The sequence below is a fragment of the Pedobacter sp. B4419 genome (assembly GCF_059693725.1).
Window position 1 is genome coordinate 241,723 of sequence record NZ_JCASSL010000002.1, and the last position, 14,823, is coordinate 256,545.

Annotated in this window: 16 protein-coding genes; 12 read left to right on the forward strand and 4 right to left on the reverse strand. The window is 40.7% G+C overall.

The window, feature by feature from the left end; all coding sequences use genetic code 11:
* Nucleotides 1-47 precede the first annotated feature (47 nt).
* Entirely contained in the window at nucleotides 48-683 is a 636-nt protein-coding gene (locus AC570H_RS12725; protein ID WP_497355354.1) for a response regulator transcription factor, read from the reverse strand.
* On the reverse strand, nucleotides 673-2,613 hold the full coding sequence (locus AC570H_RS12730; protein WP_497355356.1) for a sensor histidine kinase: 1,941 nt from the start codon (nucleotides 2,611-2,613) through the stop codon (nucleotides 673-675). Before AC570H_RS12730 ends, AC570H_RS12725 begins: the two co-directional genes overlap by 11 nt.
* A gap of 214 nt (nucleotides 2,614-2,827) precedes the next feature.
* On the opposite strand from AC570H_RS12730, the gene AC570H_RS12735 reads away from it, so the two are divergent.
* Together AC570H_RS12735 and AC570H_RS12740 are read left to right on the forward strand one after the other, a co-directional pair.
* The gene (locus tag AC570H_RS12735; RefSeq protein ID WP_497355361.1) at nucleotides 2,828-3,265 is read left to right on the forward strand and encodes a hypothetical protein; all 438 of its coding nucleotides are present in this window, start codon (nucleotides 2,828-2,830) and stop codon (nucleotides 3,263-3,265) included.
* Between the two features lie 180 nt (nucleotides 3,266-3,445).
* Complete coding sequence (locus AC570H_RS12740; RefSeq protein WP_497355363.1) at nucleotides 3,446-5,500, forward strand: TonB-dependent receptor; 2,055 nt, start codon at nucleotides 3,446-3,448, stop codon at nucleotides 5,498-5,500.
* Nucleotides 5,501-5,540: 40 nt separating this feature from the next.
* Here AC570H_RS12740 and AC570H_RS12745 read toward each other — a convergent pair whose 3' ends face one another.
* A complete protein-coding gene (locus AC570H_RS12745) occupies nucleotides 5,541-5,885 on the reverse strand; it encodes a single-stranded DNA-binding protein (RefSeq protein ID WP_497355365.1) in 345 nt (114 codons plus the stop codon).
* A gap of 209 nt (nucleotides 5,886-6,094) precedes the next feature.
* Between AC570H_RS12745 and AC570H_RS12750 the strand changes: the two genes are divergently transcribed.
* The gene (locus tag AC570H_RS12750; RefSeq protein ID WP_497355367.1) at nucleotides 6,095-6,442 is read left to right on the forward strand and encodes a hypothetical protein; all 348 of its coding nucleotides are present in this window, start codon (nucleotides 6,095-6,097) and stop codon (nucleotides 6,440-6,442) included.
* Nucleotides 6,443-6,494: 52 nt separating this feature from the next.
* Here the strand turns inward: AC570H_RS12750 and AC570H_RS12755 are convergent, their stop codons facing one another.
* Nucleotides 6,495-6,959 (reverse strand): hypothetical protein, encoded by a 465-nt coding sequence (locus AC570H_RS12755; protein ID WP_497355369.1) that lies wholly within the window; start codon nucleotides 6,957-6,959, stop codon nucleotides 6,495-6,497.
* Nucleotides 6,960-7,110: 151 nt separating this feature from the next.
* Here AC570H_RS12755 and AC570H_RS12760 point away from each other — a divergent pair, with 151 nt between their 5' ends.
* From AC570H_RS12760 to AC570H_RS12800, 9 genes are all read left to right on the forward strand, one after another.
* Complete coding sequence (locus AC570H_RS12760) at nucleotides 7,111-7,764, forward strand: class I SAM-dependent methyltransferase (protein ID WP_497355371.1); 654 nt, start codon at nucleotides 7,111-7,113, stop codon at nucleotides 7,762-7,764.
* A 136-nt stretch (nucleotides 7,765-7,900) separates the two neighbouring features.
* Nucleotides 7,901-8,350, forward strand: coding sequence for a nuclear transport factor 2 family protein (locus tag AC570H_RS12765; RefSeq protein ID WP_497355373.1), 450 nt, complete (start codon nucleotides 7,901-7,903; stop codon nucleotides 8,348-8,350).
* A 12-nt stretch (nucleotides 8,351-8,362) separates the two neighbouring features.
* Nucleotides 8,363-9,160, forward strand: coding sequence for an AraC family transcriptional regulator (locus tag AC570H_RS12770; RefSeq protein ID WP_497355375.1), 798 nt, complete (start codon nucleotides 8,363-8,365; stop codon nucleotides 9,158-9,160).
* 66 nt (nucleotides 9,161-9,226) lie between these two features.
* On the forward strand, nucleotides 9,227-9,691 hold the full coding sequence (locus AC570H_RS12775; RefSeq protein WP_497355377.1) for a VOC family protein: 465 nt from the start codon (nucleotides 9,227-9,229) through the stop codon (nucleotides 9,689-9,691).
* Between the two features lie 56 nt (nucleotides 9,692-9,747).
* Nucleotides 9,748-10,488 carry an ankyrin repeat domain-containing protein gene (locus AC570H_RS12780; RefSeq protein ID WP_497355379.1) on the forward strand — a complete coding sequence of 247 codons (741 nt, stop codon included), beginning with the start codon at nucleotides 9,748-9,750 and terminating at the stop codon, nucleotides 10,486-10,488.
* 9 nt (nucleotides 10,489-10,497) lie between these two features.
* On the forward strand, nucleotides 10,498-11,214 hold the full coding sequence (locus AC570H_RS12785) for a DUF1028 domain-containing protein (protein ID WP_497355381.1): 717 nt from the start codon (nucleotides 10,498-10,500) through the stop codon (nucleotides 11,212-11,214).
* Between the two features lie 44 nt (nucleotides 11,215-11,258).
* Nucleotides 11,259-11,843 carry a DUF1572 domain-containing protein gene (locus AC570H_RS12790; RefSeq protein WP_497355383.1) on the forward strand — a complete coding sequence of 195 codons (585 nt, stop codon included), beginning with the start codon at nucleotides 11,259-11,261 and terminating at the stop codon, nucleotides 11,841-11,843.
* A complete protein-coding gene (locus AC570H_RS12795) occupies nucleotides 11,824-12,561 on the forward strand; it encodes a DNA alkylation repair protein (protein ID WP_497355385.1) in 738 nt (245 codons plus the stop codon). The genes AC570H_RS12790 and AC570H_RS12795 overlap by 20 nt, the downstream gene beginning before the upstream one ends.
* 134 nt (nucleotides 12,562-12,695) lie before the next feature.
* A complete protein-coding gene (locus AC570H_RS12800) occupies nucleotides 12,696-14,600 on the forward strand; it encodes a 7TM diverse intracellular signaling domain-containing protein (protein WP_497355387.1) in 1,905 nt (634 codons plus the stop codon).
* Nucleotides 14,601-14,823: the final 223 nt, after the last annotated feature.

Here is a 14,823-nt window from a genome sequence, read left to right on the forward strand (position 1 = left end):
GGGCTCTGCGATCAAAAAAACAGGATCAACTAACCTACTTTAAAAACCTAAGTCAATCCGTGTAAAGTTGCCAACTTGATCAATTCGGCTACATTTTTAGCTCCGAACTTTTGCATTAAGTTTCGCCTATGTGTTTCTATGGTGAGCGGACTAATAAAAAGCTTTGTACCAATATCAACTGTGGTTAGGCCTTCGGCAATTAAGGGCAAGATTTCTTTTTCCCTACCGGTTAACGTAGGAAATCCCTGTGGCATAATGGTAGATGGACGCGCCATAATCCCCTTTACTTCCTCGCTAAGTGCAATTTGCCCCCTAATAGCAATGTTTAGGCATTCCATTAACTCATCGGCTGATGCATTTTTAAGCAAATAACCGCTTGCTCCATTTTGCAAAGCCTGCATGATAATGCTCCGCTCGCTATGGTTGCTCAGCATAATGATATAGGTTTCGGGGCTCAGTTGTTTAATGTCTCTGCATAAATCCAGTCCGTTTTTATCTGGCAAAGTAATATCAAGTAATACGATATTGACTTTTACTCCAGTTAAAAAATTCAGAAATGCAGCACCTGTATTAAAAGAGCCGGCGATATCGATATATTCTTTATCGATGAGCAAAAGTTTAAGGCCTTCAATCACGATCGGATGATCGTCTACTATGGCCAAAGTGATTTTTTCAGGTAACATTGAGTTCAATATTTATAGTTGTTCCTTTATTTTTTGCGGTACGGATATCATAATTTCCTTTGAGGTATTGTACCCTATTCCGTATATTTTTCAGGCCCATGCCTTGTACGTTTGTCTTTGGTTCAAAACCTATACCATTGTCTTCTACCGTGATCAAAAAAATGGCTTCGTTCTGGCTGCACTGTAGCAAAATATGGTTCGCCTGCGAATGGCGAACGGCATTGGCCAGCAATTCTTGCACAATGCGATAGATATGCGTTTGTACCTGGGGTGCTATATCTTCATGGATTTCAAAAGACTGGTAATCTATGCGTTGCTCCTGCTTAGAAAGAACGCTTATCAATTCTCTAATCGCGGCATCGAGACCAAATTTAGTAAGTGTTTCTGGCATTAGGTTATGCGAAATTCGCCGAAGTTCGGTTACTGAGCCATCTAATTGCTTAATTACGGCATGCAAATGCCGGTGCACCTCGTAACTATCATCTGCGGCAATGGCCGATAAATTGAGTTTTACGCCAGCCAAAAGTCCACCTAAACCATCGTGTAAATCTCTTGCCACCCGGTTTCTTTCCTTTTCTTCGCCCTGCAATATGGCCTTCATTAAAGCCAGCTCCTGCTGTTGGGTCATTTCTATAATCTTTTGCTGATAGTTAAGCTCTTTTTGCTCGGCCAGCTTTTTCTTGTTCCGCAACTGGATGAAAGAGAAAGCACCGATAGAAAGCAACAATACCAAAATACTACCCAATAGCCAACTCAATAAGCGATTGTTTTTGGCATTGAGCTGTGCTTCGGAATTGGCAAATTGAAGCGCAGCGATTTTCTTTTTATTTTCTACATTTCTATACTTGATTTCTAGACCATTGATTTCGCTCTTTAATCGGCTATTATGGATACTGTCGTTCAACAGGCTATATTTTTTTTGCCATTCAAAAGCGGCTGCCATATTATTCATTCCCATGTAGGTTTCGGCCAAATCATGGTACAACATTCTCTTATTATTTGCCACCGCCATCAATTCTTTTTGCCTGCTTAGGTAAAGCATAATTTCGACGGCTTCTGGATACTTTTTGAGTTTAATAAAAGTTACGCTTTTTAATTTCAGCAGCCCTTGTTCCGCATACCTATCGTTGGTGCGCTTGGCAATTGCTATTCCCTTATCATAACTTGCCAAAGCATCTTGATAAACGCCACTCCTTCCAAAATACAGCCCTTCTCCCTGATAATAGTATATTTCTTCTCGGCTGTTTTCAGGCAAAAAAGGCAAATACGATTTTGCTTTATCTAATAATCGTTTGCCTTCTTTGTTCTTATTCAAATAGTTATAAGAACCCGCCCAGTTCACGTACGAATCAACTAGTCCCTGATAATTTTTCTTTTTGGTATATCGATTGGCCTGTGCCAAGTAAGGTATTGATTTTTCGTAGTCGCCATTATTCCTAAAAACAACCCCAATGAACGAGTTAACGCTACTAATTAATGTACTGTCTTCACTTTTCGCCGCTATTGGAGTGGCTTTAAGCGCAAAATCCAAAGATTTTTTGGCATCTGAAAACTGTAGCTGCACTGCGCGATTGTATAATGCTCTTCCACTAAAAAAATAAGCTTCTTTAGTGTGATAGGAATGTAAAAGCGAATAACTTTTGAGATAAAGTGCTCCATCTAAAGAACTGTTCACCTGCTGTTCGTATTTTCCTTCAAAAAAGGTAGTGATCCCAGCCAAAAAGGCATTGTTTCCGACATGCGATTGAGCTTCATCCAAATAAGCCTTTGCTTTTTTAGGGTCTTTGTTCAGTATTTGCTCAAAATTTGCCAATGCGATCCTCACCTTAAGGCTGTCTTGCTTCAATTTTAGCGACTGGCAATGGCCTTTATGCACGAATAGACAGGTAAATAGGACAACCAGCAATGAAAAGAGGTAGGCTTTTCGCATAATTAAGAGGTTAAATTAACCAATTGCGAAGCTTTTATAAAGGAAACCAGTAAAAATCCATGAAAACCAGTAGATGAAATTCACTACATGCAGGTATTTAAAATTGCGTTTTTAGCCCTTAAGTTTGACTATACAATTTAACGCTCGAAACACAAATAAATAACGCCTCTAAACACGAAAAAATTATTTCAGTTAGAAATTTAAATAACAAGTTATGAAAAACATCTTATTAATGTGCGCTACAGCGTTAATGTTTTGCGCAACAACCGCCTCTGCTCAAAATGCGGTTGACCGTGGAATTGGAAAGGCTCAACAAGTGGGCAATACAGTAGATAATGCCAAAAATACTGCGGATAAACTGATTGGCCTGTTTGGCAAAAAGAAAAAAGCAGAAGCAGAGGGCATCACAACCGTTGTTTCTATTAATGGTGGCACTTTATCAACGATCAAGCAAATGAAAGCTGATATCGAAGCCTGCAAAGGTGTTACCGAAAGCACCATGAAATTCAATTCTAATGGTTCAAAAATCACCGTTAAGCATGCAGGCACTACCGATGCCTTACTGAAAATGCTACAGGCAAAATCTACCTTGTTCAACGATAAAAATATTACCGGAATAGATGAAGGCGAAATTGGCCTTAAAATAAACTAATTAAAGATTGTTTTTAAAGTAAACAGCTTAGTGAGTTCAAGGGCTGCCCGGAGGGGTAGCCTTTGTTATTTAACACCTATCAAAAAATTGACAAAACTAGTTTATATTTGAATATACCTTTGAAAAGGCGTTAACCATACGCATTGCCATTGACCTATTGTTCCTATTAAATCTAGTCGAGTGAAATTAATTGCCACGTCCCTATTTCTATTTGCTGTTTCCATTGCCCATGCCCAGACCTTGACTCCAGACAGCACAAAAAAGCTAAATGAAGTAATTGTCAAGGGTTATTACAATCCACAGACTTTGTTAAGAGCTACAGCTGCTGTAAATGTTTTAGACAGCAATCAATTCCGAAATCAGCCAAGGGCTTCTTTAGTAAGCCTAATGAATACAGTGCCAGGAGCAAGAATGGAAGAACGTTCGCCAGGCAGCTATCGTCTTTCCCTGCGCGGAAGTTTATTGAGATCCCCATTTGGCATCCGGAATGTAAAAATATATCTGTCTGATTTTCCTTTAACAGATGCGGGTGGCAATACTTATCTAAATTTAATTGATTTGGCAGGCGTTGGTACGATGGAAGTTTATAAGGGTCCAGAAGCCAGCACTTTTGGCGCCAATACTGGCGGTGCGCTGCTCATTAGTCCAGCACTGAGCCAAAAGAACGAAATCGAAATTGGCATTGATGCAGGCTCTTACGGCCTTTTCCATCAAACGGCAAGTGTGAACCAAGCTTATAAAAATTATCGTCTCAATGTAACCCAAGGCTATCAAAGAAGTGATGGCTATAGGCAAAACAGTGCTCTTCAAAGAAAATATATCCAAACTACACAACAGTGGGATTACAGCCCTAAAGGCCAATTAAAAGCCTTCGTTTTTTTAAGTGACCTGGAGTACGAGACACCTGGCGGACTAACGCAACAGCAATTGGCAGACAATCCCAAATTGGCAAGACCAGCAACGCCTGCCCTACCTGGCGCCATTGCCCAACAGGCTGGCATTTACAACCAAAGTATTTTTGGCGGATTGGCTCATCAATACCAATTCAATCAACATTTTAAACATCTGATTGCGTTATTCGGCACTTATACCGATTTTAAAAATCCTTTCATTACCAATTACGAGAAGCGCAAGGAGAATACGGTAGGGCTTAGAACGTTTGTAGAGTTCGACAGTAAAATCGCCAGCTTAAAATACAATATCCAAGCTGGGGTAGAAATGGCCAATACCCAAAGCAAGGTTCGGAACTTCGATAATAATAAAGGGGTAGACACTTCGCCACAAGCGATTGACGACCTTGATGCCCGTCAGCGCTTTGCCTTTTTGAAAATGAATTTTGATGTAAATGAAAGATGGCTGCTTGAATTAGGTTCGAGCCTTAACTTTTTCAAGTATAGCTATCAAAGCTATTACCCCATCAGCATTGCCGAAAGGCATCGAAATTTTAGCGCAAGACTGATGCCTAAAATAGCAAGCTCTTTTTTAATAAACACCGCATTGGCGCTTCGAGCTTCAGTAAGCAGAGGCTATTCGCCCCCTACACTGGCAGAAGTACGCTCATCAGATAATGTGATCAATACGAGCCTACAAGCCGAGGCAGGCTGGAACTACGAGGCTGGCTTGAGGTTTAAGACCAGTGATCAACGTTTTTATATCGATGGCAATCTTTATGAGTTCCGTTTAAGCGGTGCCATTGTGAGGAGACTGAATGCCAGCGACATCGAGTACTTTATCAATGCAGGGGGCACCAAGCAAAAGGGCGCAGAACTGATTTCGTCATGGGCTATATTGCCAAGCAATAGCAACCGCTTTGTAAACAGCTTACAATTAAATGCTGCCTATACCTATAATCACTACAGGTTTACCAATTTCAAGAATGCAGCACAAGATTATTCTGGAAATCGTTTAACTGGCGTACCCAACCATGTTTTGGTGAATAGCGTAGAGCTGGATGTTAAAAAGTATGTTTATCTTTTTGTTCAGCATAGCTTTACTTCCTCAATTCCGCTAAATGATGCCAATACTTTTTTAGCAAACAGTTACCATCTCATCGACTTTAAAATTGGCGCTAGAAATCTAAACTTGGGCAAGAAGCTTTTAAGCATTGATTTTGGCATCAATAACCTGTTTGACCGTACTTATAGTTTAGGCAATGACCTCAATGCAGCCAGCAATAGATTTTATAATTCGGCTGCAGGGATTAACTATTATACCAGTGTAGCCCTTAAATTATAGGCAAGAAGGGCGCCATTGCTGGCGCCCCCATGCAACAAAACTAACTTTCGGCAGTTGTTTCCTTAGTGTTAACCTCAGTTACCACTATTTCTGTAGTATAGCGCTTGCTTCCGTCTTTGGCTTCATAGCTGCCACTCTGTAACCTGCCCTCAATGCGCAGGTGCATACCTTTCTTGATCTGAGCCTCGGCAAAGTCTGCCTTGGCATTCCAAAAAGTCAAAGTAAACCATTGGACTTTCTTCACCTCCTCGCCCATTGCATTTTTAAAATGCTCGTTCACCGCCAAATTTACACGTGCCAATTTCTGATTGCCAGATAAGACCTTCACATCGGCATCGCCACCGGCATACCCACTCAATACTACCTTGTTTGTTACATTTTCCATGTTCTTCAAATTAAAGTGACTAAATAATTAACGACCAGCAGCAATTCACTGCCGACAAAACAAAATTGATCTTTGGCAAATCAATAATCGGAGGATAAGCATTTATATCCGTGTATAATCGGATATTAAATTATAATCGGATATCGCGCTGGACAATCTTCAATTGTTTTTGTAAATTGGATAGTCATCCCAAGCAAAAAATTAACGCTATGGAACGCTTGTGCCTGGACTGCAACGCACCGATTAAGGGGCGGGCTGATAAAAAATTTTGCGACGATCAATGCCGCAGCAATTACAACAACCATTTAAAGGCTGATGATTATAGCTTTCTGAAACAGGTCAATCAAACCCTAAAAAAGAACCGTGAAATCCTGAAAACGAAAAATGCCGATGGAATGGTTAAAACAGGCCGGTTGGCGCTGCTCAAAAAAGGATTTGATTTCAATTACTACACCCACACCCATGTAACCACAAACGGCGGCACTTATTTCTTTTGCTATGAATATGGCTATCTGGCGTTAGAGAACGATGAAATTTTACTCATTAAACGGCAATAAAAAAACCCAAAAAGCATTTGCCTTTTGGGTTTTCAGGGAATTAAAATGTAGCTTAATACTGTAAAGCTTTTTTGTAGTCTCTATTGTAAGCCACGGCAAAATTGCTCTCATCCAGAACTACTTTACCATCTACTTCTACCTTCAAACTAACCGTATAAGTCTGGCCTTGACTAAAAACCCCGCAAAGGATATTTAAAGTCGAGTTGTTTACTGGCATTACAGATTCGATTACGTACGTTTTAGTACCACCAAAAAAGTCAGTCTCATCAAAATCGACAAATGATTGATTGTTTTGGGTAGCTCCATTTATTTTCCATAAGGTTTTATCATTAATTGAACCTGTACTCCCACCCACCGTCACTTGAACATTTCCATTGGCATCTGTTACACCTGCCATCGTAACCGTATATTTAATGTTTTTCCCGGCAGGCGTTGAATCCTTTTTCTTAGAGCAAGAAGTTAAAATAGTAGTTGTTAATAGCATGATCACAACTGAGAAGTTGATTAACTTTTTCATTTTATTTGTAGATTTAATTTATAGATCTTTTATCCTTACAAAGGTAACCCATACAAAACGCCCCTGTAATCCTCGTAATTCTGTATTTTCAGCTACTGGTTTTCCCGTACTCTATTTAAAACCCTATTGAATACTTCTTATATTTAGCGTTATGGAAAACGACGAACTTAAAGAAATGGCAACCCAATTGAGGCAACCCAGTGGCGAAAAGGGAACCGAAATGGCCCGTATGATGAACGAAACCAATATGGGAATGACCAAAAACGCCATCAAAAACCTTCAGCTCGAAGATGGCGATCAGGTACTCGAATTGGGACATGGCAATTGCGGTCACCTTGCCCATTTGTTTGATCAGGCTACCAATCTTCATTACAATGGGCTAGAATTATCCGAGTTGATGAACCAGGAAGCACAGGCTTCGCATGAGGAATTTATAGCCCAAGGCAAAGCTGGTTTTGACTTGTATGATGGTATGCATATCCCTTTTCCGGCAAATCGTTTTGATAAAATTTTTACCGTTAATACCATTTATTTTTGGGCGGAGCCTAAAACACTGATTGCATCAATCTATCAGGTCTTAAAACCTGGAGGAAAGTTTTGCCTTACTTTTATCGATAAGCATTTTATGGAAACCTTGCCCTTTACCCAATTTGGCTTCGAATTGTATAGCATTCAGAAAATGAAGGATTTGATTGCCACTACTCCCTTCCAAATTGGCCAAGTAGATGAGCAAACAGAAAATGTAAAGACGAAAATGGGCGATTGGGTTGATCGGAAATTTACTACGGTGGTGTTGTCCAAATGATGAGCATATTGGTTATACCTTTCACGAATAGCAATAATCAAACATCAACTCGATTATCTTTAAAATAAATGGTATTTCTATTAATCACCATTATCTTTATAGAAGATAAACAACCAAAAACCTAACTAACCACTTCATGAAATCCCTAAGCTTTATTCTATTTGCTTGTACGCTCTTGTTTTCTTGCGCCAACAAAAACCAGCCAAGCACAAATGCCGGCACCAACGAAACACTAATCAAACAGTATTTTGAGCATTTCAACAAACACGATTGGACAAAAATGGCCGGAATGTATACAGAAACCGCCGATTTTAAAGATCCGTCTTTAGGCATAGGCATCATAAAGCAGTCGCGAGAGCAAACCATAAAAAAATATGGCGAGCTGCAGCACATGTTTCCAGACGTTAGAGACAGCATTATCAACATTTATCCAGCGGGCGACAAGAATATCGTTGTCGAATTTATCTCTACAGGCACAGCTCCTGACAAATCTAAATTTGAGTTGCCTATCTGTACGATATTTACCATCGAAAACGGATTGATTACCAAAGATTTTACCTATTACGACAATTCGCAAGCCAATTAATCTCGAGGCATTATGAGGCAGCTGTACACGCCTATTCAGCCCAGCATCAAACAATCGGCAATAAATGTAACCTACCAGGAGTTTCTGCCCGATCTGAAATTGCAGGATTACATTTATTGCTATTGGCAATTGAAAACCACTGTAGAGCTGGATGAGCCATTTTGTTATCGTGTTGTGGCCGATGGCTGCATCGACATCTTTTTCGAGCTTAACCAGCCTGAAGAAAATTTTGTAATGGGTTTCTGCAAAAAATATACTGAATTTCCGCTTCAGCAAAACTTCAACTATATAGGCGTACGCTTTTTACCAGCCGCCTTTCCGCAACTTTTTAAAGTAGATGCTTCAACATTGAGCAACCGTTTTGAACAGCTGAGTACAGTTGTTCCTGCAACAGCAACATTCATCGCCAATCATTTTAAGCCCAACCAAACACCGGCTCAGCTCAAAGCCAGCTTTGACCGGTACTTTTTAAATCATCTCTCCACCCTAAGCCTCAACAACGATCCGCGTTTATACCAAGCCATTGCCCTGATCTTGAAAAACTTTGGCGTGCTCGATGTAGAAAAGGATTTGGATACAGGCATTAGTCCGCGACAATTGCGCAGGCTTTTTGAGTTCTATATCGGCGATACGCCAAAAACCTTCAGCAAAGTGGTGCGCTTCCAAAACATTTTGAGGGCAAAGCCTTCTTCGCAAAGCCTGCGCCAAAACAAGCTCTTTTTTAATCAGGGCTATTATGACCAGGCCCATTTTATCAAAGAATTTAAAACCCTGTATGGTGTTACTCCCAGCAAGGCTTTCGGAAGATAAGTTGTCCGTTTTTTACAATACGGGCTCCTACATTTCATGGAACTTTGGCTTAACAAATCACAGCTCATGAAAAAGTTAACCACCCTAATTGCCTTGGTGTTGCTAAGCACCAGTCTTTATTCACAAAACAGTTCAACCCTTAAAAAACAAAGCAAAATGAAACTCAACGCAGGTATTGTAACTTCAAAATTGGCAGCCACAAAGGCTTTTTATGTAAACACGCTTGGCTTCGGCGTAACCTTCGAAAACGAATTCTATCTTTTATTGCATACGCCGAACAAAGAGGCAGAAATCAGTTTCTTGTTACCTAACCATCCTTCGCAACAGCCGCTTTTCCAACCGGCTTTTCAGGGTCAGGGCATGTACCTCACCATTGAGGTGGATGATGTGGATGAACTCTATCAGGCATTAAAAAAGAAAGGTGTCGAAATCAAGATCGATCTGCGCAACGAGCCTTGGGGCGATAGGCATTTCGCCATCCAAGATCCAAACGGCATCGGCATAGACTTGGTAAAATACGCGGGGCAATAATTAATTGGCTCAATGCAAATTAGTTTTTGTAAATTTAATTACCCTAAAAAATAGCCATGGACTACCTACAGCGCCTTATTGGAGAGATCGAAATCCATTCTGTGGCAGGCATAAAAGAATGTTTCGAGAACGGCGTAAGTCCGAACGATTATTTTAGGAACGAACCGCTTATCAATCAACTGACGAGCGAATATACCCGAACACCAAGATTTAAGGACTGTGTAAGAACATTTGTAGATTATGGGCTCTCTGTTAAGGATGAAGTGCTATTGGCCGTATTGTTGGATGATGCACACTACCTCAACTCGCAATTAGCCAAAAACAGAGATGCCATACATCATAAATACGCTTTGCGCTGCGCCTATACCCCTTTGTTTGAAGCTTCGCTATTGCATATCTGTGCCGAGTTTAATCACCTTACCTGTGCCCAGGCATTGGTAGCATGCGGAGCCGATGTAAATGCAAAAGCAGGATTAGACAGTAATGGATTTGGTGGACAAACGCCCATTTTTCATACCGTCAATCAAAATTCAAACAATTCTTGGAACATGCTGAATTTCCTAATTGCCCAAGGGGCCGATGTGAAATTAACCGTTACCGGATTGATCTGGGGCAAAGGCTACGACTGGGAAACATTTATTCCGGCAGTAAATCCAATTAGCTATGCCATGATGGGGCTTTTGCCACAGATGCACAGAGACGAAACAAGCATTTCCAAAGTGGTTTCGCTTTTGCTCAAGGTTGGTTTCGATGTAGATTATACCCCAACAAATGTTCCTTGCGCTTACCTTAAATAGCTCTTCTCAATGAAAAAAATAAAATTCACCCTTAGCGTATTTTTGCTCTTTGCCTCTCTTTATGCCCATGCTACTTGGTCAATTATTGTAATCGACCCAAAAACCAAGGAAATTGGCATTGCGGGTGCCTCCTGTACTTACAGTGTTTACGGAATTGGAGCCATTGCACCTGGGCAGGGCGCCATTATCGTACAGGCCATGAGCAATGACATGGCTCGGGCAAAAGGATTGGAAATGATCATGGCTGATGCCTCGCCTGACGAAATTATAAAAGCCTTGCGTGATCCTCAATTCGATCCCGAAGAGCAACAATATGCCGTTATCACTTTGAAATACATCAATAATGCGGCAACCTATACCGGCAAATTAGCCTATGAAAGTAAAGGTACCCTAACTGCCAAGGGAATTTCTGTTCAGGGCAATATCCTCAGCAGCCCTAACGAAGTAAAAGAAATTATGCAGGTCGCACTTAAAGCCCAAAAAGCTGGCTTAAGCATCGAAAATGTATTGATGTTGGCTTTAGAGGCAGGCTCTAAACACGGTGGAGACAAACGTTGCGGAGACAGGAAAGCCCTTAGTGCTTTCTTGACTGTTTATAAACCTACCGACGACAAGGAAAAACCGGCTATAAACCTGGTTGTTTTAGGCAATAGCGAAGACCTGAATGCCGTAGATGAGCTGAGGAAAAAATTCGATAGCTGGAAAAAAGATCCGAGCAAATTTTAAGTAGTTGGAATCCGTGCCAACAATGGAATAATAAATCAAGTCTAATGGAAGGTTATTTAGAAAGTGTTAAAAAACAGTTCGAATATTATAAGCTTTTGGGCGACAAAACATTCGAACGGCTGACCGAAGCCCAATTGTTTTGGCAATACAACGAGGACAGCAATAGCATCGCCATTATTGTTAAACATTTATGGGGCAATATGCGCTCCAGGTGGACCGATTTCTTGACCACTGACGGGGAAAAGCCCGACCGCAACCGTGACGCCGAGTTTGTAAACGACATCAGGGATCGGAAAGAGCTCCTCAGCAAGTGGAACGAAGGTTGGCAATGCCTTTTCAATGCCATCGACCCATTAAGCGAAGCCGATTTAAGTCGGGAGATCTTTATCCGCAACCAAGGCCATACTGTAATGGAAGCCATCAACAGGCAGTTGGCACATTATCCTTACCACGTAGGACAAATTGTGTTTTTGGGCAAGATGCTTTGCAATGGCCATTGGCAGTCGCTTTCGATCCCGAAAGGCAATTCGGCTAGTTTTAATGCAGCTAAATTTGCACAGCCAAAGCACAGACAACATTTTACGGATGAATTTCTAGACGAAAGAAGATATGACGAAGAAGCCGACTGATGAACTGAGTGCACAGGCTTTTATCGAACAGCTGAAAAGCCATCAATCTGACGAAGAACGGAAAAAAATTCAACGTTATTTCAAAGCTGAAGCAGGCGAGTATGGCTACGGCGATGAGTTTATTGGCGTAAAAATGGGGCAGGTATTCGAACTGGCCAAAGCCTTTGCCGAAATGCCCATTAAAGAAATTGAGCTATTGCTCGAAAGTCCGATTCATGAAGCACGGGCCGGAGCAGTGAGCATTATGGATAAAGCGTCCAGAAAAAAAATCAACACTGAACGCCTAGCAGCATTCTTTCAACTTTACATGAGGCGACACGACCGCATCAATAATTGGGATTTGGTAGATCTAGGCTGTTTGTACATGACTGGTCTCTATCTATTTGATCAGCCACGGAATATTTTATACGAATTGGCCAAGTCTGAAAATCTTTGGGAAAGAAGAACCGCTATTTTAAGCACCTGCTATTTCATCAGGAAAAACGACCTGAACGATACTTATCAAATTGCAGAACTGTTATTGCATGACAAAGAAGATTTGGTTAATAAGGCTACCGGCTGGATGTTGCGTTTTGCAGGCGACAAAGACCTTAAAAGGTTGTGCACCTTTCTAGATCAGTATGCCTCCATCATGCCCAGGATTACCTTACGCAATGCAATAGAGAAATTTGAAAAACCAACAAGAGAACATTACCTGGGACTTAAAAAACAAAACTGAGTTATATTATTATTTTAACCGTAATTAATCCGATCTGCTTCATAAGCATTCCCAATAGGGATATCGTGATGAACGGAAAGCTGATTTAAAAGCTTTATTGTACATTTGTCAATTGCTAATCTCTATCCCATTCAATGATCAGGTCGTTTTTGAATTTAAAAAATACGTTCTTACTTTTTCTGTTTGGTATTTTATGTTTTCAAAGGGCAGGCGCACAACAAAGTGTTACGGTTCGCGATGATGTAGAACAGCACATCTTTAATTTGGGAGAAATCGAATTGTTGAAGGATCCTGAAAATAACTTTACCTTCGAACAGATCAGCAGTACGGCTTTTGCCAAAAAATTTGAGCCCAGCAGCACCAGCACCCCACAAACCAAAGAGCTGAATACGAGTTACTGGTTTAGAATCAAAATCAAACATAATACCGCAGCAAAAAAGAAATTCCTCTTGGAGTTTTTTGATCAAACGATCGATCACATTACGGCCTATATGCCCAAAAGCAATGGCAGCTATGAAATCAAACAACTGGGCGATCGTCTGGATTTTGAACAGCGCCAGCTCCGTCATAAAAACTTTGAACTCAACCTCACCAATGAGACCAATAAGGAGCAGATTTATTATTTTAAGATCCGTTCTTCCCAAATTTCTGATGTAATTATCGTACTCAGATCGGTAGACTTTTTTATCGGCTATGCCTTGGACGAGTATTTCTATTTCGGCATTTTTTATGGCATGATCCTCGTTTTCAGCTTCTATAACCTGATCATGTTTATCGCCATTAGGCAAAAGCAATACCTGTATTACGTACTCTACAACTTGAGCGTTGGCTTTTTTGAGATGAGCTCAGACGGCATCGCCTATCAGTACATCTGGCCCAATTCGCCAAATTGGAACCAGATTGCCTATGCTTTTTTCTTGTATGGAACCAGCATTTTTGCGCTCTTCTTTACCAAAGAACTGCTTTTTGTAAAGGCCAAAGCCCCACGTTTAAACAAGCTTATACTTTGGGTGATTATAGGCCGGAGCGCCTTCTTCTTTTATTGTCTTTTTATAGACCAAAGGCTTTTCAGCTATAAGTTTTTAGAGTTTATTCCTTTGGCCATCGCCTTTTTTACGGGTATCTATATTTTTAGGCGAGGCTATCAGCCTGCCCGTTTTTTCGTATTGGGCTACAGCTTTCTGTTCTTTGGCTTTGTCCTCAAATTCCTGATCATGTTGGGCATCGAATGGCTCAATTTCGGCATTATCACCTATTACAGCTTAAGTTTCTGCTTTGTGCTTGAAATGATTTTCCTTTCCTTCGCCATAGGCGATAAGGTGCGCATCCTTAAAAAGAAAAAAGACAAGGCGCAAAGGCAGATCATCCAGCAGATGGCTGTTAACGTAAAACTGAAAGACACCCTCAATCTCGAATTGGAAAAACAGGTACAGGAACGTACCAAAGAGGTTTTTCACAAATCGATTATCATAGAAGCCCAAAATGAGGAATTGTCGAAAGCCAATGACCAATTGAAGCAGCAGGCCGAAGAAATTTCGAGAATGAATGTGCTGTTGGCCCAAGACAATCAAGAGTTGCAGGTAAACATAGAAAAGGTAACGCGGGACCGCGTGATGTCCGCAGATGTAGACTTTGAGGAGTTCAGCAAAATCTACCCCGACAAAGAAAGCTGCAATGCCTTTTTGGCCAACATGAAATGGAAAAACGGCTATACCTGCAGAAAATGCAAGAATACCCATTACTATCATGGGCACATTGCCGATAGTCGCCGATGCAGCCGCTGTGCCTATGAAGAATCGGTAACCACCTATACCATTTTCCACAATACCCGTATTCCGATTAACAAAGCCTTCTATATGGTCTTTTTAATCTATTCATCTAAGGGAAAAATCTCTTCCCACAAACTATCCGAACTGCTCAACATTAGGCAAAGCACCTGCTGGACCTTTGGTTCAAAGATCAAAGCTGTAATGGAAGAACGAAAATCACAGCTCAAAAAAGCCAACAAAAACGGCTGGAGCCTGTTAGTTCTCGATTAAAAACCGTAAGGGTACCCAAGCGTATCATGTAGAGTACTGTGCAACTCAAACAAACAGAGTTTAAGCGCTGTAAATCAGCTTAAATCGTTTTAGTTTTTAGGGGTATTATAGCGTATCATTTTTAATATAACTATCTAAATATCAGATATTTACAAAAAATATTTATTGGTTTTTTCTTGCAAATAGGCTAAAAATGGCCTTAACTTTAACCAACTAATTAAAA